The organism is Uliginosibacterium paludis, assembly GCF_039631355.1.
Taxonomy (GTDB): Bacteria; Pseudomonadota; Gammaproteobacteria; order Burkholderiales; family Rhodocyclaceae; genus Uliginosibacterium; species Uliginosibacterium paludis.
Genome location: NZ_JBDIVF010000008.1, coordinates 115271 through 141453, shown reverse-complemented (window position 1 = coordinate 141453; position 26183 = coordinate 115271). Strand labels below are relative to the sequence as shown.

The 26183-nt window shown below is 64.6% G+C and carries 23 protein-coding genes; 16 read left to right on the top strand and 7 right to left on the bottom strand.

Going from position 1 to position 26183, the window contains the following annotated elements; genetic code table 11:
- The first annotated feature begins 4 nt into the window (after positions 1–4).
- From infA to rplQ, 7 genes are all read left to right on the top strand, one after another.
- On the top strand, positions 5–223 hold the full coding sequence (gene infA / locus ABDB87_RS16645; RefSeq protein WP_345929125.1) for a translation initiation factor IF-1: 219 nt from the start codon (positions 5–7) through the stop codon (positions 221–223).
- 26 nt (positions 224–249) lie between these two features.
- A complete protein-coding gene (gene rpmJ / locus ABDB87_RS16640; protein WP_083917609.1) occupies positions 250–363 on the top strand; it encodes a 50S ribosomal protein L36 in 114 nt (37 codons plus the stop codon).
- Positions 364–425: 62 nt separating this feature from the next.
- Entirely contained in the window at positions 426–788 is a 363-nt protein-coding gene (rpsM, locus tag ABDB87_RS16635; protein WP_345929121.1) for a 30S ribosomal protein S13, read from the top strand.
- A 13-nt stretch (positions 789–801) separates the two neighbouring features.
- Positions 802–1191 (top strand): 30S ribosomal protein S11, encoded by a 390-nt coding sequence (gene rpsK / locus ABDB87_RS16630; RefSeq protein WP_345929120.1) that lies wholly within the window; start codon positions 802–804, stop codon positions 1189–1191.
- A gap of 15 nt (positions 1192–1206) precedes the next feature.
- Positions 1207–1836 (top strand): 30S ribosomal protein S4, encoded by a 630-nt coding sequence (rpsD, locus tag ABDB87_RS16625; RefSeq protein WP_345929118.1) that lies wholly within the window; start codon positions 1207–1209, stop codon positions 1834–1836.
- Between the two features lie 38 nt (positions 1837–1874).
- Complete coding sequence (locus ABDB87_RS16620) at positions 1875–2855, top strand: DNA-directed RNA polymerase subunit alpha (RefSeq protein WP_345929116.1); 981 nt, start codon at positions 1875–1877, stop codon at positions 2853–2855.
- A 26-nt stretch (positions 2856–2881) separates the two neighbouring features.
- Positions 2882–3268: a 50S ribosomal protein L17 gene (rplQ, locus tag ABDB87_RS16615; protein WP_345929114.1), complete on the top strand. Its 387-nt coding sequence runs from the start codon at positions 2882–2884 to the stop codon at positions 3266–3268.
- Positions 3269–3745: 477 nt separating this feature from the next.
- Here rplQ and uvrA read toward each other — a convergent pair whose 3' ends face one another.
- Entirely contained in the window at positions 3746–6580 is a 2835-nt protein-coding gene (gene uvrA / locus ABDB87_RS16610) for an excinuclease ABC subunit UvrA (RefSeq protein WP_345929112.1), read from the bottom strand.
- Positions 6581–6777: 197 nt separating this feature from the next.
- Here uvrA and ssb point away from each other — a divergent pair, with 197 nt between their 5' ends.
- Both ssb and rpoH read left to right on the top strand, forming a co-directional pair.
- Positions 6778–7311 (top strand): single-stranded DNA-binding protein, encoded by a 534-nt coding sequence (ssb, locus tag ABDB87_RS16605; protein ID WP_345929110.1) that lies wholly within the window; start codon positions 6778–6780, stop codon positions 7309–7311.
- 164 nt (positions 7312–7475) lie between these two features.
- Positions 7476–8324 carry an RNA polymerase sigma factor RpoH gene (gene rpoH, locus ABDB87_RS16600; RefSeq protein ID WP_345929108.1) on the top strand — a complete coding sequence of 283 codons (849 nt, stop codon included), beginning with the start codon at positions 7476–7478 and terminating at the stop codon, positions 8322–8324.
- Positions 8325–8374: 50 nt separating this feature from the next.
- Here rpoH and ABDB87_RS16595 read toward each other — a convergent pair whose 3' ends face one another.
- Entirely contained in the window at positions 8375–9274 is a 900-nt protein-coding gene (locus ABDB87_RS16595; RefSeq protein WP_345929106.1) for a LysR family transcriptional regulator, read from the bottom strand.
- Between the two features lie 112 nt (positions 9275–9386).
- On the opposite strand from ABDB87_RS16595, the gene ABDB87_RS16590 reads away from it, so the two are divergent.
- The 4 genes from ABDB87_RS16590 to ABDB87_RS16575 all read left to right on the top strand — a co-directional run bounded on the left by ABDB87_RS16590 (position 9387) and on the right by ABDB87_RS16575 (position 14543).
- Positions 9387–9980: an FMN-dependent NADH-azoreductase gene (locus ABDB87_RS16590; protein WP_345929104.1), complete on the top strand. Its 594-nt coding sequence runs from the start codon at positions 9387–9389 to the stop codon at positions 9978–9980.
- 53 nt (positions 9981–10033) lie between these two features.
- On the top strand, positions 10034–10912 hold the full coding sequence (locus ABDB87_RS16585) for a pirin family protein (RefSeq protein WP_345929102.1): 879 nt from the start codon (positions 10034–10036) through the stop codon (positions 10910–10912).
- A gap of 157 nt (positions 10913–11069) precedes the next feature.
- On the top strand, positions 11070–12689 hold the full coding sequence (locus tag ABDB87_RS16580; RefSeq protein ID WP_345929100.1) for a methyl-accepting chemotaxis protein: 1620 nt from the start codon (positions 11070–11072) through the stop codon (positions 12687–12689).
- A 174-nt stretch (positions 12690–12863) separates the two neighbouring features.
- A complete protein-coding gene (locus ABDB87_RS16575; protein ID WP_345929098.1) occupies positions 12864–14543 on the top strand; it encodes a flagellinolysin in 1680 nt (559 codons plus the stop codon).
- Between the two features lie 22 nt (positions 14544–14565).
- On the opposite strand, the gene ABDB87_RS16570 is transcribed toward ABDB87_RS16575, so the two are convergent.
- Genes ABDB87_RS16570 through folD form a run of 5 tightly spaced genes read right to left on the bottom strand, consistent with a single transcriptional unit; the run spans position 14566 to position 18930 of the window.
- A complete protein-coding gene (locus tag ABDB87_RS16570) occupies positions 14566–15540 on the bottom strand; it encodes an L-threonylcarbamoyladenylate synthase (protein ID WP_345929095.1) in 975 nt (324 codons plus the stop codon).
- Positions 15537–16391, bottom strand: a complete 855-nt coding sequence (locus tag ABDB87_RS16565) for a dienelactone hydrolase family protein (RefSeq protein ID WP_345929093.1) — start codon at positions 16389–16391, stop codon at positions 15537–15539. The genes ABDB87_RS16570 and ABDB87_RS16565 overlap by 4 nt, the downstream gene beginning before the upstream one ends.
- A gap of 2 nt (positions 16392–16393) precedes the next feature.
- The gene (locus tag ABDB87_RS16560) at positions 16394–17563 is read right to left on the bottom strand and encodes a 5-(carboxyamino)imidazole ribonucleotide synthase (RefSeq protein ID WP_345929092.1); all 1170 of its coding nucleotides are present in this window, start codon (positions 17561–17563) and stop codon (positions 16394–16396) included.
- A 2-nt stretch (positions 17564–17565) separates the two neighbouring features.
- Positions 17566–18066, bottom strand: a complete 501-nt coding sequence (purE, locus tag ABDB87_RS16555) for a 5-(carboxyamino)imidazole ribonucleotide mutase (RefSeq protein WP_345929090.1) — start codon at positions 18064–18066, stop codon at positions 17566–17568.
- A gap of 6 nt (positions 18067–18072) precedes the next feature.
- Complete coding sequence (gene folD / locus ABDB87_RS16550) at positions 18073–18930, bottom strand: bifunctional methylenetetrahydrofolate dehydrogenase/methenyltetrahydrofolate cyclohydrolase FolD (protein ID WP_345929088.1); 858 nt, start codon at positions 18928–18930, stop codon at positions 18073–18075.
- Positions 18931–19241: 311 nt separating this feature from the next.
- Here folD and ABDB87_RS16545 point away from each other — a divergent pair, with 311 nt between their 5' ends.
- The 3 genes from ABDB87_RS16545 to ABDB87_RS16535 all read left to right on the top strand — a co-directional run bounded on the left by ABDB87_RS16545 (position 19242) and on the right by ABDB87_RS16535 (position 26143).
- The gene (locus ABDB87_RS16545; protein ID WP_345929086.1) at positions 19242–22580 is read left to right on the top strand and encodes a transglutaminase family protein; all 3339 of its coding nucleotides are present in this window, start codon (positions 19242–19244) and stop codon (positions 22578–22580) included.
- 102 nt (positions 22581–22682) lie between these two features.
- Positions 22683–25154, top strand: a complete 2472-nt coding sequence (locus ABDB87_RS16540) for a circularly permuted type 2 ATP-grasp protein (RefSeq protein ID WP_345929084.1) — start codon at positions 22683–22685, stop codon at positions 25152–25154.
- Positions 25151–26143 (top strand): transglutaminase family protein, encoded by a 993-nt coding sequence (locus ABDB87_RS16535; protein ID WP_345929082.1) that lies wholly within the window; start codon positions 25151–25153, stop codon positions 26141–26143. Before ABDB87_RS16540 ends, ABDB87_RS16535 begins: the two co-directional genes overlap by 4 nt.
- Positions 26144–26183: the final 40 nt, after the last annotated feature.

Genomic DNA, 26183 nt, shown 5'->3' with positions numbered 1-26183 from the left:
CGCTATGTCGAAGGAAGATGTCATCGAGTTTCAAGGCGAGGTCATCGAAACTCTGCCTAACGCAACATTCAGGGTAAAACTGGAAAACGGCCATATCGTCCTGGGCCATATTTCAGGAAAGATGCGGATGCATTACATCCGCATTCTCCCTGGCGACAAGGTCACTGTGCAGCTTACGCCGTACGACCTGAGCAAGGGACGTATCACATTCCGCTCGAAGTAAGACGGAACGGTTATTAGGAGTCAGAAATGAGAGTACAAGCTTCTGTTAAGCGGATCTGCCGCAAGTGCAAGATCATCCGTCGCAAGGGCGTGGTTCGTGTGATCTGTGAAGATCCGCGTCACAAACAGCGTCAGGGTTGATTTTGAGCCCCGTTTTCTTTAAACTTATGCGTTTCGCTTTTCCGCGATAAAAGGGTAAGTTCATGGCCCGTATTGCTGGTGTCAATATTCCGAATCACAAACACGCTGAAATTGCGCTGACTGCCATTTATGGCATCGGCCGTACGCGTGCCCAGAAAATCTGTGATGTTGCGGGCGTTGCCCGTAGCGCCAAGATGAAAGATCTCACCGAAGAGCAGATGGATCGTCTGCGCGAGGAAGTGGGCAAGTACACCGTAGAAGGTGACTTGCGTCGCGAGATCACCATGAATGTCAAGCGTCTGATGGACCTTGGCTGCTATCGTGGTGTGCGTCATCGTCGTGGTCTGCCTGTGCGCGGCCAACGTACGCGCACCAATGCCCGTACCCGCAAGGGGCCGCGCAAGACGATGGCTGGCAAGAAGTAATCTGAGGTAGATCATGGCAAAGACTGCTGCGAAAATTCGCAAAAAAGTAAAAAAGAACGTTGCTGAAGGTATTGCGCATATCCATGCGTCCTTCAACAACACCATCGTGACGATTACCGATCGTCAAGGCAACGCACTGTCGTGGGCAACCTCGGGTGGTGCGGGCTTCAAAGGCTCCCGCAAGAGCACTCCGTTTGCGGCCCAGGTGGCTGCCGAGGCAGCTGGCAAGGCTGCCCAGGAATGTGGCGTGAAGAATCTGGAAGTGCGCATCAAGGGTCCGGGTCCGGGTCGTGAGTCTGCCGTTCGTGCTTTGAACGCGCTGGGCCTCAAGATCACGTCGATTACCGATATTACCCCCGTGCCGCATAACGGCTGCCGTCCGCCGAAGCGTCGCCGCATCTAACAGGAGTAGAAGAACGTGGCTCGCAATCTCGATCCCAAGTGCCGTCAGTGTCGCCGTGAAGGTGAGAAGCTGTTTCTGAAGGCCGAAAAGTGTTTTACCGACAAGTGCGCGATCGAACGTCGTTCGTATGCGCCTGGCCAACACGGTCAGAAGTCTGGTCAGCGTCTGTCCGGTTACGGTCAGCAACTGCGTGAAAAGCAAAAGATCCGCCGTATCTACGGGGTTCTGGAGCGTCAGTTCCGCAAGATCTACGCAGAGGCCGATCGTCGCAAGGGTCAAACCGGCGAAAACATGCTGCAGCTGCTCGAAGGTCGTCTCGATGCAGTGGCGTTCCGCATGGGTTTTGGTGGTTCGCGCGCCGAGGCTCGTCAGGTGGTTCGTCACAACGGCGTGCTGGTCAATGGCAAGCGTGTGAACATTCCGTCCTATGCGCTTCAGCCTGGCGACGTCGTTTCCCTGGCAGAAGGTGCTCGTGCGCATCTGCGTACCAAGGCTGCCCTCCAGGCTGCTGAAGGTCGTGGTTTCCCCGAGTGGCTGGAAGTGGATGCCAAGGAAGCAAAGGGTACCTTCAAGGCTTACCCGCAACGCGCAGAGCTTCCCTCGACCATCAACGAGAGTCTGGTTGTCGAACTGTACTCGCGTTAATGCGGGTTCATGCAGTTCAAACGTGACAAGGATAGGACATGCAGAGTAATAGCCTCCTGAAACCCCGCATTATCGATGTGCAGAGCATCTCCCCGGTTCATGCCGTTGTGGTGATGGAGCCCTTCGAGCGTGGTTACGGGCACACCTTGGGTAACGCGCTGCGCCGCATCCTGCTCTCTTCGCTGCCGGGGTACGCTCCGACCGAAGTGTCGATCGAAGGAGTACTCCACGAGTACTCTACGCTCGACGGCGTGCGTGAAGACGTGGTCGACATCCTGCTGAATCTGAAGGGTGTCGTGCTCAAGCTGCACAATCGCTCCGAAGCAACGCTGCGCTTGTCGAAATCCGGTGAAGGCGTGGTCAAGGCTTCCGATATCGAAGTCACTCACGACGTCGAGATCATCAATCCGGACCACGTCATCGCGCATCTGGCTCCCGGCGGCAAGCTGGACATGCAGATCAAGGTCGAGCAGGGCCGGGGCTATGTGCCTGGCAATGTGCGCCCGCTGAACGGTGACAACAAGGTCATCGGTCGTATTGTTCTCGATGCGTCGTTCAGCCCGGTGCGTCGCGTGAGCTATCAAGTCGAAAGCGCTCGCGTTGAGCAGCGTACCGACCTGGACCGTCTGGTGATCGATATCGAAACCAACGGCGCTGTTGATCCTGAAGAGTCCATCCGGTTTGCCGCTCGCGTGCTGATGGATCAACTGTCGGTATTCGCCGACCTCGAAGGCACGCCGGTGGCTGCTGCCGAGCCCAAGGCGCCTCAGATCGATCCGATCCTGATGCGTCCGGTGGATGATCTTGAGTTGACCGTTCGCTCGGCGAACTGCCTCAAGGCAGAAAACATTTACTACATCGGCGACCTCATTCAGCGTACTGAAACCGAGTTGCTCAAGACCCCGAACCTGGGTCGCAAGTCGCTGAACGAAATCAAGGATGTGCTCGCTTCGCGTGGTCTCACGCTGGGCATGAAACTGGAAAACTGGCCGCCGGCTGGTCTTGAGAAGACCGTCTGAGCTGCAAGCAATAGGGAATAACGAAAATGCGTCACGGTAACGGCCTCCGCAAGCTCAACCGCACCAGCGCCCACCGCAAGGCTCTGCTGCAGAATCTTTCGAACGCACTGCTGCGTCACGAAGTCATCAAAACCACTCTGCCCAAGGCCAAGGAATTGCGCCGCGTGGTGGAGCCGCTGATCACTCTCGGCAAGAACCCGTCTCTCGCGAATCATCGTCTGGCGTTTGCCCGCCTGCGCGATCGCGAAATGGTGCTGAAGGTTTTCAACGAACTCGGTCCGCGTTTCGCCTCCAGGAATGGTGGCTACCTGCGTATCCTGAAGTGTGGCTTCCGTGTTGGCGACAATGCTCCGATGGCTTATGTCGAGCTGCTGGACCGACCGGAAACGGCCGAAGCTGTTGCTGCTGAATAAGCTGCCCGGCGCCTCAGAAAAAACCCGCCCTAGAGCGGGTTTTTTCTTGTCTGGCACAGGAAAGTCTCCGCAGTCCGGGCGTTTGCCGGTTTCGAGTTGCCGCGTGGCGCGCCATTGGCTTGCACCTGATGACGGCTTGGGGATTGTGCATCGCCCGTTGTCCGGCGTTTTCGGGGCTCCGTCCATGAAAATCACAAGCGGCATGGTTCAGGGCGTATCAGGCAGGGCGTTCGCGGACGTGCTTGTATCCTGACTGGCCATCCTTGACTGACGGTCGCGTGTGTTGTGGTGCGCCCAGGCGGACCGGCACGGCGGCTCAACTGAGGCCGCTTTATTCATTCGCGTTGTTTCGACGAGCCGGCGCGGCCCAATTGCCTGGGTTGAGATGACGGTTCGTCACTGTGCTTCTTCGGGCCCCTGCGCCGATAACATGCTCGTCCGGAGAACCCGGCTTCGGTCGGCCGGGTGAGCGGAGTCTTATTGGTTTGTCTTTGCTGACGACAGGAAAGGCGCGAGGTAGCGTCCGGTATGACTCTCCGGATGTTGACTCAGCGCCTCCGGAGTCCCGGCGGCCAGGATGCGGCCGCCGCCCGCCCCGCCTTCAGGGCCCAGGTCGACGAGCCAGTCTGCGGTCTTGATCACGTCAAGGTTGTGCTCGATGACAACGATGGTATTGCCGTGAGCGCGCAAGCGGTCGAGTACCTGAAGCAGGAGCTCGATGTCATGGAAGTGCAGGCCGGTGGTGGGCTCGTCCAGGATGTAGAGCGTGCGTCCGGTATCTCGCTTCGAGAGCTCGAGCGCCAGTTTTACGCGCTGTGCTTCGCCGCCCGAGAGTGTCGTGGCGCTCTGTCCCAGACGGATGTAGCCGAGCCCGACCTCCATGAGCGTGTCTAGCTTCCGCGAGACGCCCGGTACGGCTTCGAAGAAGCGCTGTGCTTCTTCCACTGTCATGTCCAGGATGTCGGCGATTGACTGTCCCTTGTAGCGGATTTCGAGGGTTTCCCGGTTGTAGCGCTTGCCGTGACACACGTCACAGGGAACGAAAACGTCGGGCAGAAAGTGCATTTCCACGCGAAGCATTCCGTCGCCCTGACAGGCCTCACAGCGTCCGCCTTTCACGTTGAAGGAGAAGCGCCCCGGGCCGTAACCGCGCGCCCTTGATTCGGGGACGCCGGACAGCAGTTCCCTGATCGGGGTCAGCAGGCCCGTATAGGTGGCCGGGTTGGAGCGCGGAGTGCGGCCGATCGGTGCCTGGTCGACGCTGATGATCTTGTCGAAGTGATCCATGCCATGCACGGCCCGGTAGGGTGCAGGCTCGATCGAACTGCCGTGGATGTCACGCGCGGCGATGGCGTAGAGGGTGTCATTGATCAGGGTCGACTTGCCAGATCCGGATACACCGGTGATGCAGGTCAGCAACCCGACCGGGATTTCCAGCGTGACGTCCTTGAGGTTATTGCCGGTTGCGCCCTCGAGCCGCAGCATTCTGGCTGGATCCGGACGCAGTCGTTTCGTCGGGACCTCGATTTTCCGCTTGCCGGTGAGGAAGGCGCCGGTAATGGAGTCCTGGCTTGCCGCCACCTCGGCGGGGGTGCCCGAGACGATCACTTCGCCGCCATGCTCTCCCGCTCCGGGGCCCATGTCGACGACGTGGTCGGCCATTCGGATGGCGTCTTCGTCGTGCTCCACTACGATCACGGTATTGCCGATGTCCCGCAGCCGGCGCAGCGTAGCCAGCAGGCGGTCGTTGTCGCGCTGGTGCAGGCCGATTGAAGGTTCGTCAAGCACGTACATGACGCCGGTGAGGCCGGAGCCGATCTGCGAGGCCAGCCGAATCCGCTGGGCCTCGCCGCCCGACAGGGTATCGGCCGAGCGATTGAGGCTCAGGTAGTCCAGACCCACGTCGATCAGGAATTGCAGCCGTGAGGCGATTTCCCGCATGACCTTGTCGGCCACCTGAGCCTTGTTGCCGCTCAGTTGCGTGCTGGCGAAATACTGCTGGCAGTCACGGATCGCCATGGCACCGATTTCGGGCAGGGACTTCGTTCCGATCCGGACGTTGCGCGCTTCCTTGCGCAGACGACTGCCGCCGCATTCGGGGCAGGGGCGTGTCGAGCGCAGCTTGCCGAGTTCCTCCTTGACGGCGACCGAGTCGGTCTCTTTCAGGCGGCGTTCCAGGTTCGGGATGATGCCTTCGAAGCTGTGCTCCTTGGTGACCGTACGCCCGGATTCCGACAGATAGCGGAAGGGCATGACGCGCTGCCCGGACCCATGGAGAACCACTTGCTGTACGGCTTCCGGGAGTGACTGGAAGGGCTCGTCGATCTCGAACTCGTAGAACGCTGCAAGGCTCTGCAGCATCTGGAAATAGAACTGGTTGCGGCGGTCCCAGCCACGGATGGCGCCCGCTGCGAGTGAGAGTTCCGGGTGAGCGACAACACGTGCCGGATCAAAGAAGTCATGGTGTCCGAGCCCGTCACAGCTTGGGCAGGCGCCCGCGGGGTTGTTGAACGAGAACAGCCGGGGCTCCAGTTCGGGAACGGCAAAACCGCATGCCGGGCAAGCATAGAGCGCCGAAAACGGGTGCTCCGTACCGGATTCCATTTCCACCGCCACTGCGCGGCCGTGCCCGTGTGCCAGCGCGGTCTCGAAGCTTTCGGCGAGGCGCTGGCGTGAGTCGGGGCGGATCTTGACCCGATCCACGACCACGTCAATGCTGTGTCGCCCTGCCTCATCCAGCTCGGGGATCTGGTCGATCTCACAGACCTTGCCATCGACCCGCAGCCGTACGAAGCCCTGTGCGCGCAGTTCCGCGATCAGATCGTTCTGGCTGCCGGGCAGTGCGGCCCCGAGCGGGGCAAGGAGCATCAGCGCCGTGCCTTCCGGCAAGGCCAGAACGTGATCCACCATCTGGGACACGGTATGAGCGATCAGGGGCAGATCGTGCTCCGGGCAGTGCGGTGTGCCGGCACGCGCGAAGAGCAGGCGCAGGTAATCATGGATTTCGGTGATCGTGCCGACGGTCGAGCGCGGATTGTGGCTGGTCGCTTTCTGTTCGATCGAGATCGCCGGAGAGAGGCCTTCGATCAGGTCGACATCCGGCTTCTCCATGAGTTGCAGGAACTGGCGGGCGTAGGCAGACAGGCTTTCCACATAGCGACGCTGGCCTTCCGCGTAGAGCGTATCGAAGGCGAGCGAACTCTTGCCCGACCCGGAAAGGCCGGTGATGACGGTCAGGCGGTTGCGCGGAATGTCGAGGCTGACATTCTTGAGGTTGTGGGTACGTGCCCCGCGGATGTGGATCCAGTCCATTGCTCGTGCTGCCAAGGGGAAACCGTTCAATATATAACGAGCCGTCCGGGCAGGGCCACGCATATTTTCCGCGCCGTCTGCCCATTCCGGGCGGTTCGCGGTAGCATCGCGCACTGTCGCCCGAGGGGCGCACGATCAACCGTCACCGCTCCGCCCTAAGGCCAGAACGGAGCAGGTTTTCTCGAAGGAGAGTGCATATGGCATCCGTAAACAAGGTCATCCTGGTTGGCAATCTGGGGCGCGACCCCGAAACGCGTTACGCCCCGAGCGGCGATGCGTTCTGCACGATCACGGTGGCGACCACCGACACCTGGAAGGATCGCCAGACCGGTGAGAAGAAGGAAGCTACCGAATGGCACCGTGTGGTTTTCAACGGCAAGCTGGCCGAGATCGCTGGCCAGTACCTGAAGAAGGGGCGGCCGGTCTATATCGAGGGCAGCCTGCGTACCCGCAAGTGGACCAACAAGGACGGCGTGGAGCAATACACCACTGAAATCCGCGCCGACCAGATGCAGATGCTTGGTTCGCGTGAGGGCGGCGAAGGCGGCGGCGGTGGAGCTTCCCGCGGTGGCTATGGCGGCGGGGACGATTACAACCAGTCGCGTGGTGGGGATGACTTCCAGCAGGCGCCGCGCCGGCCCGCAGCCCAGGCACCCCGGCAGGCGCCGGCTCCCGCCCAGGCTCCTGCCTCGGGCGGCTTCGGGGATTTCGACGACGACATCCCGTTCTGAGCCTTACCCGCTTGACCACCCGACCCCGTCTGGACTCCGTTCAGGCGGGGTTTTGTGTTTCTGAATGTTAAAGAGCGGAACTCTCTTGCACGTTTAGCACTCGATAGGGCAGAGTGCTAACATTCAGGCAGGTGAAGAACCTGAAGCAGAAGGAGATACAAGTCATGACTCAAGCCTTGGCCTTTCCGGTCCCGAATGCACTGGGCAACATCGATCAGTACGTCCAGGCCGTCAATCGCTATCCGCTGCTGACCGATGAGCAGGAGCACTCGCTCGCGCTGCGGCTCAAGCATGACAACGATCTGGATGCAGCCCGGCAACTGGTGCTCTCGCATCTGCGGCTGGTGGTGTCGATCGCACGCAATTACCTGGGCTACGGCCTGCCGCATGCCGACCTGATCCAGGAAGGCAACGTCGGCCTGATGAAAGCCGTGAAGCGCTTTGACCCCGACCGCGGTGTGCGGCTGGTGTCATTTGCCATGCACTGGATCAAGGCCGAAATCCACGAATACATCGTGCGCAACTGGCGGATGGTGAAGATCGCCACGACCAAGGCGCAGCGCAAGCTCTTCTTCAACCTGCGCAGCATGAAAGGCGACGTGGCTTCACTTTCGCCCGAGGATGTCGAGGGCATTGCGGCCAAGCTCGGCGTGAAGCCTGAAGAAGTCGTCGAGATGGAGACCCGCTTTGCCGGCGGCGAGGTGGCGATTGATCGCAGCCATGATGACGATGATGATCGCGCTGCGCCGATCGACTGGCTGGCGGACGAGTCGGCCGAGCCCGTCGAGGTTCTGGAAGCCGCGGAAACCGAGCGCCTGCATGACGAAGGCCTGCGCGGTGCGCTGGCCAGCCTGGATGAGCGCAGCCGTGCCATCGTCCAGCGTCGCTGGCTGGTGGAAGACAATCCCGCCACGCTGCACGAACTGGCTGCCGAATATGGCGTGTCGGCCGAGCGCATCCGTCAGATCGAAGTCAAGGCGATGCAGAAGATGAAGCTGGCGCTGAGCGCCTGAGCGCCTGTTGCCATCGTTCCTGCGCCCGGCCCTGGCCGGGCGTTTTGTTTTCAGAAGGCTTTTGCCACGTCGCACAAGGCGTCGAGAAAGACGCGCGTGCGCGCTGGCACAAGCCGACGCCCGGGCATCACGGCCCATACCGTGACGGCCGGCAGCTCCCAGTCCGGCAGCAGCCGGACCAGCAGGCCCTGACTGACCGCATCCTGTACGAAGCGGCTGGACATGCCCGCGATGCCCAGACCGTGCATGCTCAATTGGCGCAGCAGTGAGACCGAGTTCGCCTGCAGCAGGCCGGCCGGCAGGTCGTCCCAGAGTTCGTTGCCCCGTGTCAGCCGCCAGCGCTGGGGCTCGCCATTGCTTGCCATCAGATGCAGGGCGGTATGGCGCATCAGCGCATCAGGCTCGGTCGGTGTGCCAAAACGCTGGAGATAGGCCGGGCTTGCATAGAGCCCGCTGTGTATCTCGAACAGCGGCCGGGCGACCAGCGTGGCGTCGTCGGGCAGACGCTGCGCCACCCTCAGTGCGAGGTCGAACTGCTCGCCCAGGATGTCGACCCGCCGGGCGGACATGTCGAGCGTCAGCCGGACTTCCGGATAGGCCGCGGCGAATTGCAGCAGAAGGGGCGTCAGCAGCCATTCCGCGAAATCCGGCGGCATCGTGACGCGCAGCGAACCGCGTACCGCGGCCTGCCGGTGCTGGGCAAAGGCGGCGGCGGCTTCCGCCTCTTCCTGCAGACGGCGCGCGTGTTCGAGGATGCCCTGACCGAACTCGGTGATCAGCAGGCGGCGTGTACTGCGCGTGATCAGCCTTTCTCCCAGGCTCGCTTCCAGCGCAGCCAGGCGTCGCGAGACGGTGGATTTGGGCAGGCCGGCGCGTTCGGCGGCCGCCGAAAAGCTGCCGGCTTCAATCACGCGGGCGAAGAGCAGGAGATCGTTGGCGTCGAGATCCATGGCGGTAGATTGTTCCGACGGTGGAACAATGCTATCCGTTTTGATGGCTTCCGGTGCGTAAGGTGCGGGAATAAAGTGCACTCACCCCAAGATCTTTCAACGGAGAGCAAGCATGAACATCCTGCAAGTGAATTCCAGCGTCCGCGGCACCGCCTCGGCCTCCACCCGTCTGGCCAACAGCATCGTGGCCCGCCTCCAGTCGCTCAAGCCGGGCTCCAGTCTGGTGGTGCGCGATACCACGACCCAGCCGGTACTCGACGAAGCCGCGCTGGGCGCCATCTTCACGCCGGCCGACGCCCGCACGCCGGAGCAGGCTGCCCGCGCCGCGATTGACCAGGCCACCATCGCCGAAGTGCAGGCGGCTGACGTGATCGTCATCGGCGTGCCGATGTACAACTTCGGCGTGACCGTCCAGCTCAAGGCCTGGATCGATGCGATTGCCAAGGCCGGCGTGACCTTCCGTTACACCGAGAACGGCCCTGAAGGCCTGCTCAAGGGCAAGAAGGTCTATGTCGCCCTCGCACGCGGCGGTCTGTACAAGGACACCCCGGCCGACTCGCAAGTGCCTTACCTGCGCAGCGTGCTGGGTTTCCTGGGCATGACCGACGTCACCTTCATCCATGCCGAAGGCCTGTCGATGGGTGAAGAGGCTGCTAACAAGGCCTTTGCAGGCGCCGAAGCCGAGATTGCCGCCCTGGCGCTCTGAGCGGTTTGCGGGCGCAGCGCAGGCTGCGTCCGGTACAAGTTAAGGAGTGGATCATGAGCAAGAGCATTGAGGGGCTGACGTCCCGCAAAGTGGAGCGTCTTGTGGCTGGCCGGGCGACTTCGGACGGCGCAGGCGTGAAGCTGACGCGCGTGCTGACCCAGGATCTGCAACGCCGGCTGGATCCCTTCCTGATGCTCGACGCGTTCCGCAACGAGAAGGCAGACGACTACATCGGCGGCTTTCCGGACCATCCGCACCGTGGCTTCGAAACCGTGACCTACATGATTGCCGGACGCATGCGGCATCATGACAGCGCCGGTAACGCCGGCCTGCTCGGGCCTGGCGGCGCGCAATGGATGACCGCGGGCTCCGGCCTGATCCATTCCGAATTGCCTGAGCAGGAAGAGGGCCTGATGGAAGGCTTCCAGCTGTGGCTGAATCTGCCTGCCCGCGACAAGATGTGTGCACCGCACTATCGCGATATCCCGAGCGAGGCGATTCCCGAGACGGTGACGGACGCGGGCGTGCACCTGCGCGTGATCGCCGGCGAGAGCCATGGCACGACCGGCGCCGTGGTGCGCCCGGTGACCGAGCCCCTGTTCGTGGATGTGCATCTGCCTGCCGGTACGGTGTTCGAGCAAGCGCTGCCTGTCGGCCACAACGCTTTCCTCTACACCTATCGTGGCGAGGTCAGCGTGGAAGGCCGGGCGGTGCCTGACCGCAACATGGCGATTCTTGCCAACGATGGTGCCGCCGGCGTGCGCATCGAGGCGGCAGCAGACTCCTGTGTGATTCTGGTGGCGGGGGCTCCGTTGCACGAGCCGATCGCGCAATACGGTCCCTTCGTGATGAACACGGCCGAGCAGATCCAGCACACCTTGCGGGATTACCAGAGCGGCATGTTCGAGGCCGCCGTCGTCCAGCGTCGCTGACGGATTCGCCGGTTTCCCCTTTGCGGCAGGCCCTCACGGGTCTGCCGTTTTTGCGTATCAGTACTTTCGAGCATTCAAGAATCACCTTGGCCCGTCGTTGTCGCAGGGAACGCGACCGGCGGAAAGCCTTCGCTTTCTGCGCGTACGGGAGAATGTGATGAAACTCACCATCGTCAAAAGACTGTGGATCATGATGGCGCTGGCCAGCTTTTCCCTGCTGGTCGTCGGCGGCGTGGGGCTCTGGTATGGCGGCCGCGTCGATGCGGCGCTGACCGATGTGAACCAGGATACGGTGCCCAGCCTCAATGCCGGCGCGGTGATGGGGGTGCTGATGACCCGTGTGCAGGGAACGGTCCTCAATCACATCCTCAACACCGATCAAAGCCGCATGACCATCCTGGATCAGACCATCGCCGGGCAGTTCAAGGCCATTGATGCCGCGTTCTCGCGCTACGAGTTGCTGATCTCCGACGAGGAAGACAAAAAGCTGTTCGAAGCCTGCGTCAAGGCGAGGAATGACTTCAGGGAGATTGCCGACAAGGTGCTCGAATACTCCCGCCGCAATGAAAACGACACGGCCCGTCTGATGGCCGAGCGCCAATTGATTCCGGCCGGGCAGGTCGCCTCCGATGCAGTCAAGGCGATTGCCGAGTTCAATGCGAAACGGGCCGAAGACGGCGGCGCGCTGGCCGAGCGCGAGGGCGCGCGTGCGCGCACCCTCATGAGTATCGTGATCGTCTGCGCGATCCTCCTGACGGGCGTCATCGGTTTCATGCTCTTGCGGAGCATCCGCAATGGCCTCGCCAGCGTGCAGGAGCGAGTGGCGCATATCCAGCGCGAGCGGGATTTCACCACGCGCATTCCGGTCAATGGCGACGATGAGCTCGGCCAGACCGCCCGTGCGCTGAACCAGTTGCTCGAAACCATGCAGCAGAACCTGCGCAGCATCGCGGACAGCGCCCAGGCGGTCGCAGGCGCCTCCAGCCGCATGGCGACCACCTCGGATCAGGTTGCTACCGCCTCGCATGCGCAGAGCTCGGCGGCCTCCAGCATGGCTGCGGCGGTGGAGCAGATGACGGTGAGCATCGCGCACGTCGGTGACCGGGCCGCCGAAGCGCGTGCCCTTTCGAACGAGTCCGGCCGCCTGGCGGGTGAGGGAGAAGAAGTGATCGGCAAGACGGTGGCCGACATCAACGCCATCGCCGGCTCGGTCAATCAGGCGTCCGGCAGCATTCGCGAGCTGGGCGAGCAGTCCGAACGGATTTCTTCGGTGGTTGCCGTCATTCGCGAGGTCGCCGACCAGACCAACCTGCTTGCGCTCAATGCTGCCATCGAGGCGGCCCGGGCTGGCGAGCAGGGGCGCGGGTTCGCGGTGGTGGCTGACGAAGTGCGCAAGCTGGCCGAGCGCACGGCCCTGTCGACGCAGGAAATCTCCGCCATGGTCGAGAGCGTGCGCAGCGGCGCGCGCGCCGCGGTCGAGCGCATGCAGGCGGCGGTCGATAGCGTGGGTGTCGGGGTCGGACGCGCCGAAGGTGCCAGTACCTCGATCCGCGGGATCGGCAGCGCCAGCCGCGATGCGGTGAACATGGTCAGCGAGATCACCGACGCCATCCGCGAACAGGGCACCACCAGCACGGCCATCGCCCAGCAGGTCGAGCGCATTGCCCAGATGTCGGAAGAATCCAGCGCCGCCGCCGGCGAGAGCGCGGATGCCGCACGCGAGCTCGACCGCCTGGCCGAGTCGATGCAGAAGATCGTGGCGACCTACCGGCTCTGAATCGTGCCGGCTGGACAGAAACGGGCGCTGCGGCGCCCGTTGTCATGTCAGCCTTCCGGAATCGTCCCCGGGCCTTGGTACATACCCCTAAGTACCTGTTAAATCTCTTAAATAATCCTCTGCGGCGTCGTTAGCAAAGCATGGGCGTGCGCCTTTGCACGCATCGGAGTAAGCATGCAGATCCAGACCAACACTGCCGCGTTGTATGTTCAGCGCCGCCTGGGCGAAGTGTCCAGCGGGCTGGCGACGAGCCTGCAGCGGCTGTCGTCCGGGTTGCGGGTGAATTCCGCGCGTGACGATGCGGCGGGGCTGGCCATCAGCCAGCGCATGCTCACGCAGGTCAATGGCTATTCCCAGGCTCAGCGCAATCTCAACGACGGCGTGTCCATGCTTTCCACGGCCGAAGGTGCGATGGGGAACGTGACCGATATTCTCCAGCGCGTGCGGGAGCTTGCCGTTCAGGCTGCGAACGGTACGAATTCAACGTCTGATCGGCAGGCGCTGCAGAGCGAAGTCGACGAGCTCTTGCTCAACATCGATGACATCGGTCGCCGCAGTGCTTTCAACGGCGTCCAGCTGTTCTCGCAGAGCCGGACTTCGATCGGCGGCGACGCCGAGCAGCGTGGCGTGCTCGACAGTCTGGAAGACTGGCTGGGCGCTTCGGTCGAGCGGATCGCAACCTGGTACGGCCTGCGCGGCAACGGCGCCGACATCCAGGTGAATCTGCAGGACCCGGGCAGCGCAGGCGGCGTGCTGGCCTCCGTTTCCTGGTCAACCGTCGATGCCAACGGCAAGGCGCTCGACCTGAACCTGAACATCGACATGGCGGACTTCACGCCCCTCAATCTGCCCAATGGCGGCAGCTCGCCGATCTACAACGACCGCATCATTGCCCATGAGATGGTGCACGCCCTCATGGCCAACAGCATGAATGTCACCAGCGGCGGCATCCCGAACTGGTTCATGGAAGGTTCGGCCGAGTTCATTCACGGCGGGGATGAGCGCGTCAGCGGGGATCTCTCGAACATTGCCGGTATCCGCGCGGCATTGGCCTCAGACAGCGTTGCGGCTTCGGAAGGTTATTCCGCAGGCTATCTGGCGATGCGCTTCATCGAAAAGAACTTCGATGGCGGAGTGAAGGCTGTCATGACGCGTCTTGCTGCCGGCGACACCATGAACCAGGCGATCGCCACGGCCAGCGGGGGGACGTATGCCAACACCGCAGCGCTCGTCACGGCCGTGGATGGCGCGCTGGCGCAGGTTGCGGGCGCGGGCAGCACGACTGCTCAGAAAGCCCAGCTGGTCGGTCTGTTCAACGTGAATCTGGACAACACCGATACTGGCGCCATCGGCGGCCAGGATGCCAGTGGCCGCGCCGCGCTCACGGCCGCCAGCGTGATCGCCGACAGCGGCAACTTTGCCGGCTTCAAGCTGGTGTTGCCGACGGTGGCCGGAGACCCGGGCAGCAATACCTTCATGCTGCATGGCGGGGCTGAAACCGGCCAGACCCAGCAGCTCACGCTGGGGGCGCTCAATATCGGCGCCCTGGGCATCGCCGGCGTTGATCTGGTCAATGGCGCCTTTGCCGGTATTCGTGCCGTCGATCGCGCGCTCAACTATGTGAGTGCCGGTCGGGCAAAGGTCGGGGCGCAGCTCTCGGGCGTGGAAGCCAGCATTTCGCGTCTGAGCATGGCCAGCGAAAACAGCACGGCTGCGCGCGGTCGCATCATTGATGCGGATTTTGCTGCCGAAACCGGCATTCTCGCGCGTCAGCAGATCCTCCAGAATGCCGCGCAGGCCATGCTGGCGCAGGCCAATACCCTGCCCAGACTGGCTTTGAGCCTGCTCGGCTGAGCGGCTCGCACTGCGCGCCGGGTCAGGCTTCGTCCTCGGCGCCAGAGCCGGTGACCGCGCGCCCCAGGCGGTCATGCACCGCATCCCACTCTGCCGTGTGCGGCAGCTCCTCGACCAGGATCAGGCTCGCACCGCTGGCATCCAGCGCCCGCAGGTTGGCATAGAGCTCATGGGCGTAACCGGCCGCGTCAAAAGGCGCGTCGATGGCCATCGCGTACTGGCCGGGCGAGCTTTCGCCGGCGCGCGTCAGGACGGCACAATCGCGACCGGCCGTTCCGATCTCGGCCTCGCTCGCCATGCGCATCGCGGTGCGAGGCGCATAGTGGGCGGCGAGGCTGCCTGAGACGCGCGGTGCGGCGCCCGTTTCATCCTTCAGGCGTACCGGCCGGCCAATCACTGCCGCGATCGCATCCCGCCCGATCATGCCCGGCCGCAGGATCACCGGTTCGTTGCGCGAGAGATCCAGAATGGTCGACTCGATGCCGACGTCGCAGGCGCCGCCGTCCAGAATCATCGCGACGGCGTCGCCCAGTTCCTCGTCGACATGCGCAGCGGTCGTCGGGCTGATGCGACCGAAGCGATTGGCCGAAGGGGCGGCAATTCCACCGCCAAAGGCTCGCAGCAGCGCCAGCGCAACCGGGTGATCCGGCACGCGCAGGCCCAGCGTATCCTGGCCGCCGCTGACCAGATCGTTCACCTCCGGATCCTTCTTCAGGATCATCGTCAGCGGACCGGGCCAGAACGCACGGGCCAGCGCGATGGCTTCACGCGGAATCTCGCGGGTCCATTCGACCAGCTGCTCGGCGTCGGCCAGATGCACGATCAAGGGGTGGTCGGCGGGGCGGCCCTTGGCGGCATAGATCTGGCGAACGGCATCCGGGTTGGCGGCGTCGGCCCCCAGCCCGTAGACGGTTTCGGTCGGCAGGGCGACCAGGGCGCCGGCGCGCAGCAGCTCGGCCGCACGGGCGATGGATTCGGGCGTGGAGGCTTCAATCATTGCAGGACTTCTTCCAGAAAACGGAGCACCTGCCGCTTCGCGTCTTCGCGGGCAGCAGGGTCGGGTGCGACAGTTGTGCCCTTGCCGGGATTGACGCCGTTGGGCACTTCGGTGCGCAGGCGGGGCGACTTCAGGGCCGGATTGTCGAAATCATGATAGGCCCCCGGATAGCCGATGACCCGCATCGGCTCGCCGCGCGCGGCCACATCGCGCCCGAGTGCCAGGCAGGGCGCGGCCGGCGTCCAGTCATCCGCTTCGCCGATCAGCAGCAGGAGTGGTGCGGCAGGATGAAAGCGCTCCGGTGAGCGTGCGCGGGCGGAGCAGCCGGGGTAGAACGCGATGGCCGCGCGGAATCCGGGCGTCACCGGGTTCGGATGCGATACGGTATCGAGCACCACGCCGCCGCCATGGGACCAGCCCAGCAGTGCGATGCGATCCGGGATCACGCCGGATTGCTGCTGCAGCCAGGCGAGTGCCGCATGGGCGTCGCCGCGGCGGTCCGCCTCCTTCAGCGTGCGCTCGGCCATTTTCTGAGTGCAGAGTTCGCGGATGCCGCGTGCGGCGAAGCTGTCGAGCATCAGCGCGTCGTAGCCGTTCTCAGCCAGAAACTCGCCCCACATGCGGTGGCGGGCATTGAGCTGACCACTCGCCGTGATGGCACCGCCGCAACCATGCAGCATGACGACCGCCGGATGCGGCCCGGGCGTTGTCGCCCTGAAAAGCCAGGCCCGCAGCGGGGCCGGAGCAGATGACAGACCCGCCGTCGGGATGCTGAGCGCTTCGGGCGCTGGCAGCGCCTGCGCCGCCCGGGCCAGTGTCAGCAGGGCGAGGCAGGCGAGGCGGTGTCGCATGCTCAGGCCTGGTCCCGGATGCCGATGGCGGCGCGGGCGGCCAGGGCGACTTCCAGGGCGCGGGCCGGATCGGCATCAACGACCGTGAAGTGGCCCATCTTGCGGCCGGGGCGGGCGTGATGCTTGCCGTAGAGGTGCAGCTTGAGGTTCGGCACCGAGAGCAGGCGGCTCCAGTCCGGCTCACGATAGGCGCCGTGGCTGTCGGGGCCGGGCTGGCTCGGGTCGTACCAGATGTCGCCGAGCAGATTGACCATCACCGCAGCCGAATGCGCCCGGGCATCACCCAGCGGCAGGCCGCAGAGCGCACGCACCTGCTGTTCATACTGGCTGGTCACGCAGGCATCCACCGTGTAGTGGCCGCTGTTGTGCGGACGCGGAGCCATTTCATTTACATAGAGCGCGCCGCGTGAGACGAAGAACTCCACCGCCATCGTGCCGATGTAGCCCAGCTCCGCCGCAATGCGTTCGGCGATTTCCTGCGCGCTGTCGAGCTGGCAGACCGAGGACCGGGCCGGCGCGATCGAGACGTCGAGAATGCCGCCGGCATGGGCGTTCTCGGCCACCGGAAAACTCCGGCAGGCGCCGTGTTCGTCACGCGCCAGCACCACCGACACCTCGTAATCGAGCGAGAGCATCTGCTCGAGCACGCAGGCTTCGTTGTTGAAACCCTGGAACGCGGCGATGGCCTCCTCGCGGCTGGCGACCCGGGCCTGGCCCTTGCCGTCATAACCGAAGCGGGCCACTTTCAGGATGCCGGGGAAGAGTTCGCTGCCCGCTTCGCGCAGATCGGCGACCGAGTTGACCGGCATGAAGGCAGCATGCGGAATGCCGTGATTGCGCAGGAACATCTTTTCCGCGACACGGTTCTGGCAGATCGCGACGGCTTCGGCGTTGGGCCGCACCGGGATGAACTTGGCCAGGTATTCGAGCGTGGCGGCCGGCACGTTCTCGAATTCGGTCGTGACGGCGGCGCATTCCGCTGCGAGCAGATCGAGCGAGGCATAGTCGTCATACGGCACGCACAGGTGGCGGTCGGCGGCCTTGCCCGCCGGGCTGGCGGGGTCGGGGTCAAGCACCCAGACCTGGTAGCCCATCTCATGGGCGGCGAGCACGAAAAAGCGACCGAGCTGGCCGCCACCCAGCATGCCCAGTGTGGCGGGGGGCAGGATCATGCTCATTGCTGCGGATCTTCCAGCGTCATGTCGAGCACCGCCTGGGTCTGGCGGTCGCGGAAGGCATCGAGCATCAGCGCGATGCGGCTGTCTTCATTGGCCAGCATGGCCACGGCGAAGAGTGCGGCATTGGCGGCGCCGGCTTCGCCGATGGCGAAGGTCGCGACCGGAATGCCCTTGGGCATCTGCACGATGGAGTGCAGCGAATCCACCCCCGAGAGCGCCTTGCTCTGCACCGGCACGCCCAGCACCGGCAATGTGGTCTTGGCGGCCAGCATGCCGGGCAGGTGGGCGGCACCGCCGGCGCCGGCGATGATGGCCTTGAGGCCGCGGGCACGGGCGTTTTCGGCGTATTCGAACATCAGGTCGGGCGTGCGGTGGGCCGAGACCACGCGGGCTTCGTAAGGCACGCCGAAGTCGCGCAGGATCTTCGCGGCAGCCTGCATCGTGGGCCAATCCGAGTTGGAACCCATGACGATGCCGATGAGGGGTGTGCTGGACATGGTGGTTTACTTTGCGTCGAGTACGCGCTGGGCCGATTCCACGGTATTGGCCAGCAGCATGGTGATGGTCATCGGGCCGACACCGCCGGGCACCGGGGTGATCAGGGAGGCCACTTCGCGGGCGGAGTCGAAATCCACATCGCCGCAGAGCTTGCCGTCTTCGCCGCGGTTGATGCCCACGTCGATCACGACTGCGCCGGGCTTGATCATGTCGCCCTTGAGGAACTTCGCCCGGCCCACGGCGGCCACGACGATGTCGGCGCGCTTCGTGTGGAAGGCCAGATCCTTCGTCTGCGAATGGCACACGGTGACCGTCGCGCCGCGCGAGAGCAGCATCACGGCCATCGGCTTGCCGACGATGTTCGAGCGGCCGATCACGACGGCTTCCGCACCCTTGAGCTCGACGTTTTCGGAGTCGAGCATCTTCATCACGCCCCAGGGCGTGCAGGGGTAGAAGCTCTTGCGACCCTGCAGCAGCAGGCCGAAATTCTCGGCGTGGAAACCATCGACGTCCTTCTCCGGCGAGATCGCTTCGAGCACCTTGTCGGCGTCGAACTGCTTGGGCAACGGCAGCTGGACGAGAATGCCATGCACCGTGTCATCAGCGTTCAGCTCGGCAATCCTGTCGAAAACTTCCTGCGGATCGACGTCCGGCGCGTAGGTGAACTTCAGCGAGCGGAAGCCGGCCTTCTCGCAGGCCGAGACCTTGTTGCGCACATAGACGGCGGAGGCCGGGTCTTCGCCGACGAGGATCACGGCGAGGCAGGGTTGCACGCCCCGGGCGGTGAGTTCAGCGGCGCGCTGGGCGATCTCTTCGCGTACTTTTGCGGCGAGCGCGTTGCCGTCGATGTTGCGAGCAGTCATGGTCAGCCTAAGCTTTTGAAAAGCCGGCAATTATAACCCCAGTTCGGCTGCGCTTCAGCCCCGCATGCAAGGCCTGGCACGCGGACGATGCCTCGCCGGGCCGGGGAAGCCGCACAGGCCGCGCCATCACGGCACTGTAGCCTGCTTGAAAGAATGAGTGTGCCTGATTGGTGCGATACTCGAACGCGTTTCGGGCAGACGCCCCGGGCTGGTGCCTGAGCGTGCGGAAGGCCGGACGGAGCCTGCCCCCGGGCGGTGTTGCATGCAAATTGCTATCGCTTCCTGATCCCTCAACAGACTGAGAGCCCCTGATGTCGATCCATGTCGCGCTGAACCATGTCACGCACTATCGTTACGACAAACCGATTTCACTCGGGCCGCAGATCATCCGGCTTCGTCCGGCCCCCCATTCCCGCACCCGCATCCTGAGCTATTCGCTGCGCGTGACGCCGGGCGGGCATTTCATCAACTGGCAGCAGGATCCCCAATCGAACTACCTCGCGCGACTGGTCTTCCCGGACAAGACCCGCGAGTTCCGCGTCGAAGTGGATCTGGTGGCCGAAATGTCGGTGCTCAATCCCTTCGACTTCTTCCTCGAGCCGGAGGCCATGCACTATCCCTTCGCCTATGCCGCGGGGCTCGAGACGGAGCTGGCGCCCTATCTGGTCAAGCTGCCGCTCACGGCGCGTTTCGAGGCGCTGCTGGATTCGGTGCCGCGCGAGGCCACGCCGACCATCGACTTTCTCGTGGCGCTGAACCAGCGCCTGCAGCGCGAGATCCGCTACCTCGTCCGGCTTGAGCCGGGCGTGCAGACGCCTGAGGAAACGCTGGAGAAAGCCTCCGGCTCCTGCCGCGATTCGGCCTGGCTGCTGGTGCAGCTCCTGCGCCACCTCGGGCTGGCGGCGCGTTTCGTGTCGGGCTATCTCATCCAGCTCAAGCCGGATGTGAAGTCGCTCGACGGCCCCTCAGGCGCCGAAATCGATTTCACCGATCTGCATGCCTGGTGTGAGGTCTATCTGCCGGGGGCCGGCTGGATCGGCTTCGACCCGACTTCCGGCCTGCTGGCGGGCGAGGGGCATATCCCCCTGGCCTGCTCGCCCGAGCCTTCATCGGCGGCGCCGATCGAAGGCGGCCTGGAGCAATGCGAGGTCGAGTTCGAGCATCACATGCAGATCGAGCGCATCCGCGAAGCACCGCGGGTGACCAAGCCCTACACCGAAGCGCAATGGGCCGCGATCTGCCGGCTGGGCGAGCGCATCGATGCGGACCTGGTGGCGGGCGACGTGCGCCTGACCCAGGGCGGTGAGCCGACCTTCGTGTCGATCGACGACCGTGATGGTGCCGAGTGGAATACCGAAGCGCTGGGGCCGGCCAAGCGCGGCCTCTCGGCAGAGCTGCTGGCGAAGCTCAAGGCGAAATATGCGCCGCAGGGCCTGCAGCATTTCGGCCAGGGCAAGTGGTATCCCGGCGAGCAGCTGCCGCGCTGGTCGCTGAATCTCTACTGGCGCAAGGATGGCGAGCCGCTCTGGTGCAATCCGGCGCTGTTCGCGGACGAGAAGCGCGACTACGGCGTGACCGAGACCGTCGCCGGCGACTTTCTCCGGGCGGTGGCCGAGCGGCTGGGGCTGGCGCCGAAGTTCGCCTTTCCCGCGTTCGAGGATGTCTGGTACTACCTCTGGCGCGAGCGCAAGCTGCCCGCCAACGTCGATCCCTTCGACGCGCGGCTGGAAGACCCGCTGGAGCGCGATCGCCTGCGCCGGGTCTTCAGCCAGGGGCTGGACAAGACCATCGGCTGGGTGCTGCCGATCGCGCGTGATCCCTCCGGCAGCCACTGGCAGACCGGGCCGTGGTTTTTGCGCGAGGAGCGCTGCTACCTGATTCCCGGCGACTCGCCGGTGGGTTATCGCCTGCCGCTCGATGGCCAGCCCTGGGTGGCATCATCCGACTATCCCTGGCTGCATCAGAACGATCCGGTGCAGCAGCAGGCGCCCCTGCCGCCCTATGTGGCCTTGCGCCATCAGGAAGTTATGCGGCGTGAAATCGCACCCAATGGCATTGCCGGAGCGGGCGGGCGGGGCAGGCAGACCGCCGCCCTGAGCGAGCGCCAGCCTGGCGCCTTCGAATCGGCAGGCTGGATCACGCGGACCGCGATGTGCGCCGAACCGCGGGGCGGCAAGCTCTATGTCTTCATGCCGCCCACCCGGCAGCTGGAGGATTATCTGGAGGTGGTCGCTGCCATCGAGGCGACGGCTGAAGCCATGGCGGTGCCGGTGGTGCTGGAAGGCTACGAGCCGCCGAAGGATGCGCGGCTGCAGGTGCTGCGGGTGACGCCCGACCCTGGCGTGATCGAGGTGAATATCCACCCGGCATCGAGCTGGCTGGAGCTGGTGGAGCAGACCACGCATCTCTACGACGCGGCCCATCACACCCGGCTTTCCACCGAAAAATTCATGCTCGACGGCCGCCACACCGGCACCGGGGGCGGCAACCATTTCGTGCTGGGTGGCGCCACGCCGGCCGATTCGCCGTTCCTGCGGCGGCCGGATCTGCTCGCGAGCATGGTGAGCTACTGGCACAACCATCCTTCGCTCTCCTACCTGTTTTCCGGACTCTTTATTGGCCCGACCAGCCAGGCGCCGCGGATTGATGAGGCGCGCAACGACTCGGTCTACGAGATCGAAGTCGCGATGAAGGAAATGCGGCGGCAGAGCGAGCAGTTCGGCAACGTGCCGCCCTGGATGATCGATCGCCTGATGCGCAACCTGCTCATCGACGTGACGGGCAATACGCACCGCGCCGAGTTCTGCATCGACAAGCTGTTCTCGCCCGATTCATCGGCCGGCCGGCTGGGCCTTCTTGAAATGCGCGCCTTCGAAATGCCGCCACATGCCGAGATGAGCCTTGCCCAGCAACTGCTGATGCGCGCACTGCTGTCGCGCTTCTGGCAGGAGCCCTATCAGCCGCCGCGCCTCAAGCGCTGGGGCACCGAGCTGCATGACCGCTTCATGCTGCCGCACTTCATCGAGGATGATTTCCGCGATGTCGTCGAGGAGCTGCAGGATTTCGGCTATCCGGTCGAAGCCGCCTGGTTCGCGCCGCACCTGGAGTTCCGCTTCCCGCGCCTGGGCGACTTCTCGGCCAGGAATGTTGACGTCGAGCTGCGCCTCGCGCTCGAGCCCTGGCATGTGATGGGCGAGGAGGGCGCGGCCGGCGGTACGGTGAGATTCGTCGACTCCTCGGTCGAGCGCCTCCAGGTGAAGGTGCAGGGGCTTGTGGGGGATCGCCATGTGATCAGCTGCAACGGGCGCCTGGTGCCCCTGCAGCCCACCGGTACGGTGGGCGAGTTCGTCGGAGGCGTGCGCTACCGGGCCTGGCAGCCGCCGTCCTGCCTGCATCCGACGATTCCGCCGCATGCGCCGCTCTGCTTCGATCTGGTCGACACCTGGATGCAGCGTTCGCTGGGTGGCTGCCAGTACCATGTGGCGCATCCCGGGGGGCGCAACTACGCCACGTTCCCGGTCAATGCCTATGAGGCCGAAGCGCGGCGGCTGGCGCGTTTCTTCCGGTTCGGCCATACGCCGGGCCGGGTTTCGCCGCCGGCCGAGGAGCGCAATCCCGACTTCCCGTTTACACTGGACATGCGCAAATAGGCGGGCCGGATGTGCGCCTGAGGGTGACCGCCCCGCCTGCCGCCGGGGCGGGCAGGGCTCCGCGATCAGATTTGCGCGCTTTGCAGAACAACAGAATCCATCATGCCCCGACAGTTTCTCGCCGAGTATCCGGAAGACCCGGAACGCTACGACGAAATGTTCGCCGCCGACGGCGAAGCCCGGCCGCATTACGCGGCCCTCTACGACCAGCTGCTCGGCCAGACGGCGCCGCAGCTGCGCGAGCTTTTCAAGGACGTTGACCGCCTGATCCGCGACAACGGCGTGACCTACAACGTCTATGACGACGAGGAGGGGTCGAGCCGTCCCTGGGCCATGGATCCGCTGCCGCTGATCATCCCCAGCGACGAGTGGCGCACCATCGAGGCTGGCGTCATCCAGCGGGCGAAGCTCTTCAATGCCGTGCTGGCCGATCTTTACGGTGCGCAGACGCTCTTTGCCGAAGGGCGCCTGCCGCCCGCGCCGGTGCTGGGCCACCCGGGTTTCCAGCGCCCGGCGCACGGCATCACGCCGGCGGGCGGCGTGCACCTGCACGTGCTGGCCGTCGACCTTGCGCGCTCGGCAGACGGTCAGTGGTGGGTGCTCAACGATCGTACCCAGTCCCCTTCCGGCATGGGCTATGCGCTGGAAAACCGGATCATCACCTCGCGCCTGTTCCCGGATCTCTTCCGCGAGCTGCGCGTGCAGCGCCTGGCCCATTACTTCGCCACCCTGCGCGACTCGATCGCCGCGTTTGCGCCGCACGAGCCGGACGAGCGCGTGAATACCGTGCTGCTGACGCCGGGGCCGTTCAACGAAACCTATTTCGAGCATGCCTATCTGGCGCGCTATCTGGGCTTTCCGCTGGTCGAGGGGCAGGATCTGACCGTGCGCGACGGCTGCGTCTGGCTCAAGACGCTCTCGGGCCTGCGCCGGGTGCACGCCATCCTGCGCCGGATGGACGACGACTACTGCGACCCGCTCGAGCTGCGCGCCGATTCGGCGCTGGGCGTACCCGGCCTGATGGACGTGGTGCGGGCCGGGCGTGTGCTGCTGGCCAATGGCATCGGCGCCAGCGTGATCGAAACCGGCGCGCTGGCGGGCTTCCTGCCCGGGCTGTGCCGCCATCTGCTGGGCGAAGACCTGAAGATGCCGGGCGTGGCCACCTGGTGGTGCGGCGAGGCGCCGGCGATGGAAGAGGCGCTGGCGATGACCGACCGCCTGGTGTTCAAGAGTGCCGTGCCGCATCCGCAGGGGCGGCGCTTCGAGCCGGTGTTCGGCGAAGATCTCGATGAAGACGGACGCGCGCGTCTCGATGCCCGCGTGCGGGCCAACCCGCGCGACTATTACGCGCAGGAGCTGGTCGCCATTTCCCGTGCGCCGATGCTCGACCGCGGCCATGGCCGCAAGCTGCTGGCCCGGCCGGTCGGCCTGCGCGTCTTTGCGGTGGCGACACCCGATGGCTACATGGTGATGCCGGGCGGGCTGGCGCGCTCGGCCAGCGAGCAGGATGTGCGCATCCTCTCCAACCAGCGCGGCGGCGGCAGCAAGGATGTGTGGATCTGCGGCGAGACCGCCGGTTCGCCGGTCTCGCTGCTGCGGCGGCCGGTCGAGGCGGCCGACCTGGTGCGCAGCGGTGCCGGCCTGTCGAGCCGGGTGGTGGAGAACCTCTTCTGGTTCGGCCGCTATGCCGAGCGTTGCGACAATCTTGCGCGCTACCTGCGGGTGGCGCTGGACCGCGCGGCGGACAACAACGACAGCGGCGTGGAATGGCTCACGCTGGCCGAACTCGGTCATGCGATCGGCGTGCTGCCCGAGAAGTGCCCCGGGCGCGAGGCGGTGCGCGAGCTCGTCAAGGCGACCTTCGATTCGCATCACCCCGGCGGTCTGGCCTCGCACATCCTTCACCTGTCGCGGACCGGCTTTCAGCTGCGCGAACGCCTGTCTTCCGACAACTGGCGCACCCTCAATGCCCTGGCCCAGCGTGTCGGCCAGAAGCCGCATGACAAGGTGGGCATCTTCGAGGCCCTGGCCCTGCTCGACGAATACGTGAGCACCTTCATGACGCTCGCTGGCTTCGCGCTCGACGGCATGACGCGGGATCACGGCTGGCGCTTCCTCTCGCTCGGTCGCCGTATCGAGCGCCTGCAGTTCCAGACCGAAGCCATCGAATGCGCCATGCGCATGGGCGTCAAGGGCAATCCGGACTGGCTGCTCGAGGTTTCGGATTCCATCGTGACCTATCGCTCGCGCTACATGTCGCGGCCGGAGTGGATCGCCGTGCTCGATCTGCTGATCGCCGACGACTCCAATCCGCGTGGCATCGTGTTCCAGACCAGCGGGTTGCGCGACTATCTGGAGCGCCTCAACGACTCCCTGGGCGGCATGCCGGATACCGGCATCGAGGCGCTGCACCGGCGCCTGCTGGTGCTGGATCCGACGCTGGATTTCCATCCCGGCTCGGAGGCGCTGAAAGAGGCACTGGCCACGCTGCGGGCGGCCTCGGCGAGCCTGTCGGACCAGATCGGGCTGCATTTCTTCAGCCATTCGGATGACCGTTCGAGGGTGATCGCATGAGTCAGCGCTATCACGTCATCCATGAAACGCTCTATCGCTATGCCTCGTCGGTGAGCCTGTCGCAGCATCTGCTGCATCTCGCCCCGCGCAACTGGGCCTTCCAGCAGCTCGAACACTTCCAGCTCGACATCACGCCCGAGCCTGCGCAGAAGCAGACCGGGCAGGACTGGTTCGGCAACTCCAGCATGCGGCTGGCCCTGCGCCAGCCACACGACATGCTGCGCCTGATCGCGGCCAGCACCGTGAATGTGCTGAAACGGCCGGCCGGCTGGCGTGAAGCGCCCGGCGCGCCCTGGGAGAAGGTCGCTGCCCTGCTGGCCGCCTTCCCGACCACGGCGCCGCTCGATGCGCAGGAGTTCGCGCTGGCTTCGTCCCAGGTTCCGCTGCTGGAGGATGTGCGGACCTGGGCGCTGGCGAGCTTCACGCCCGGGCGCCCGATCCTGGAGGCTTCGCGCCACCTGATGTCGCGCATCTATCGCGAGTTCGAGTTCGACCCCAAGGCCAGCACCGTGGCCACACCGGTCGCCCAGACCTTCCAGCAGCGCCGCGGCGTGTGTCAGGACTTCGCCCAGCTCATGCTCTGCGCGCTGCGTTCGCTCGGACTCGCCGCCCGCTACATGAGCGGCTACATCCTGACTCATCCCGCCCCCGGCAAGCCCCGGCTGATCGGGGCCGATGCCTCGCATGCCTGGGTGGCGGTGTGGTGCCCGGAGAACGGCTGGGTGGGATTCGACCCGACCAACAATCTGCAGCCCGACCTGGAGCATGTGGTGCTGGGCTGGGGGCGGGACTTCGGTGATGTGAGCCCGATGCGCGGCGTCATTCTCGGCGGCGCGTCGCATGAGGTGGAAGTCCAGGTCACCATGATGCCGGCCGAGAACAAGCGCTTCGAGGATCTGCTCGAAGCGGTGCGCCAGCGCCCGCTGAGCCGTGAGCCCGCGCCGGCTGCCCTGCCGTCCGGCGGAAGCCCGGCCGCCCGACCGCGCTGAAGCGGATCCTTTTTGCGTGTCGGGAACGTTTGTTGCATGT

Coding starts and splice junctions, on each gene's coding strand:
- rplQ (WP_345929114.1), top strand. CDS start 2,882: ATGCGTCACGGTAACGGCCTCCGCAAGCTCAACCGCACCAGCGCCCAC.
- purE (WP_345929090.1), bottom strand. CDS start 18,066: ATGTCCAGCACACCCCTCATCGGCATCGTCATGGGTTCCAACTCGGAT.
- ABDB87_RS16585 (WP_345929102.1), top strand. CDS start 10,034: ATGAGCAAGAGCATTGAGGGGCTGACGTCCCGCAAAGTGGAGCGTCTT.
- ABDB87_RS16570 (WP_345929095.1), bottom strand. CDS start 15,540: ATGATTGAAGCCTCCACGCCCGAATCCATCGCCCGTGCGGCCGAGCTG.
- rpsM (WP_345929121.1), top strand. CDS start 426: ATGGCCCGTATTGCTGGTGTCAATATTCCGAATCACAAACACGCTGAA.
- ABDB87_RS16560 (WP_345929092.1), bottom strand. CDS start 17,563: ATGATCCTGCCCCCCGCCACACTGGGCATGCTGGGTGGCGGCCAGCTC.
- uvrA (WP_345929112.1), bottom strand. CDS start 6,580: ATGGACTGGATCCACATCCGCGGGGCACGTACCCACAACCTCAAGAAT.
- ssb (WP_345929110.1), top strand. CDS start 6,778: ATGGCATCCGTAAACAAGGTCATCCTGGTTGGCAATCTGGGGCGCGAC.
- rpmJ (WP_083917609.1), top strand. CDS start 250: ATGAGAGTACAAGCTTCTGTTAAGCGGATCTGCCGCAAGTGCAAGATC.
- ABDB87_RS16545 (WP_345929086.1), top strand. CDS start 19,242: ATGTCGATCCATGTCGCGCTGAACCATGTCACGCACTATCGTTACGAC.
- folD (WP_345929088.1), bottom strand. CDS start 18,930: ATGACTGCTCGCAACATCGACGGCAACGCGCTCGCCGCAAAAGTACGC.
- ABDB87_RS16580 (WP_345929100.1), top strand. CDS start 11,070: ATGAAACTCACCATCGTCAAAAGACTGTGGATCATGATGGCGCTGGCC.
- ABDB87_RS16575 (WP_345929098.1), top strand. CDS start 12,864: ATGCAGATCCAGACCAACACTGCCGCGTTGTATGTTCAGCGCCGCCTG.
- ABDB87_RS16590 (WP_345929104.1), top strand. CDS start 9,387: ATGAACATCCTGCAAGTGAATTCCAGCGTCCGCGGCACCGCCTCGGCC.
- ABDB87_RS16595 (WP_345929106.1), bottom strand. CDS start 9,274: ATGGATCTCGACGCCAACGATCTCCTGCTCTTCGCCCGCGTGATTGAA.
- ABDB87_RS16540 (WP_345929084.1), top strand. CDS start 22,683: ATGCCCCGACAGTTTCTCGCCGAGTATCCGGAAGACCCGGAACGCTAC.
- ABDB87_RS16535 (WP_345929082.1), top strand. CDS start 25,151: ATGAGTCAGCGCTATCACGTCATCCATGAAACGCTCTATCGCTATGCC.
- ABDB87_RS16565 (WP_345929093.1), bottom strand. CDS start 16,391: ATGCGACACCGCCTCGCCTGCCTCGCCCTGCTGACACTGGCCCGGGCG.
- rpoH (WP_345929108.1), top strand. CDS start 7,476: ATGACTCAAGCCTTGGCCTTTCCGGTCCCGAATGCACTGGGCAACATC.
- rpsK (WP_345929120.1), top strand. CDS start 802: ATGGCAAAGACTGCTGCGAAAATTCGCAAAAAAGTAAAAAAGAACGTT.
- infA (WP_345929125.1), top strand. CDS start 5: ATGTCGAAGGAAGATGTCATCGAGTTTCAAGGCGAGGTCATCGAAACT.
- ABDB87_RS16620 (WP_345929116.1), top strand. CDS start 1,875: ATGCAGAGTAATAGCCTCCTGAAACCCCGCATTATCGATGTGCAGAGC.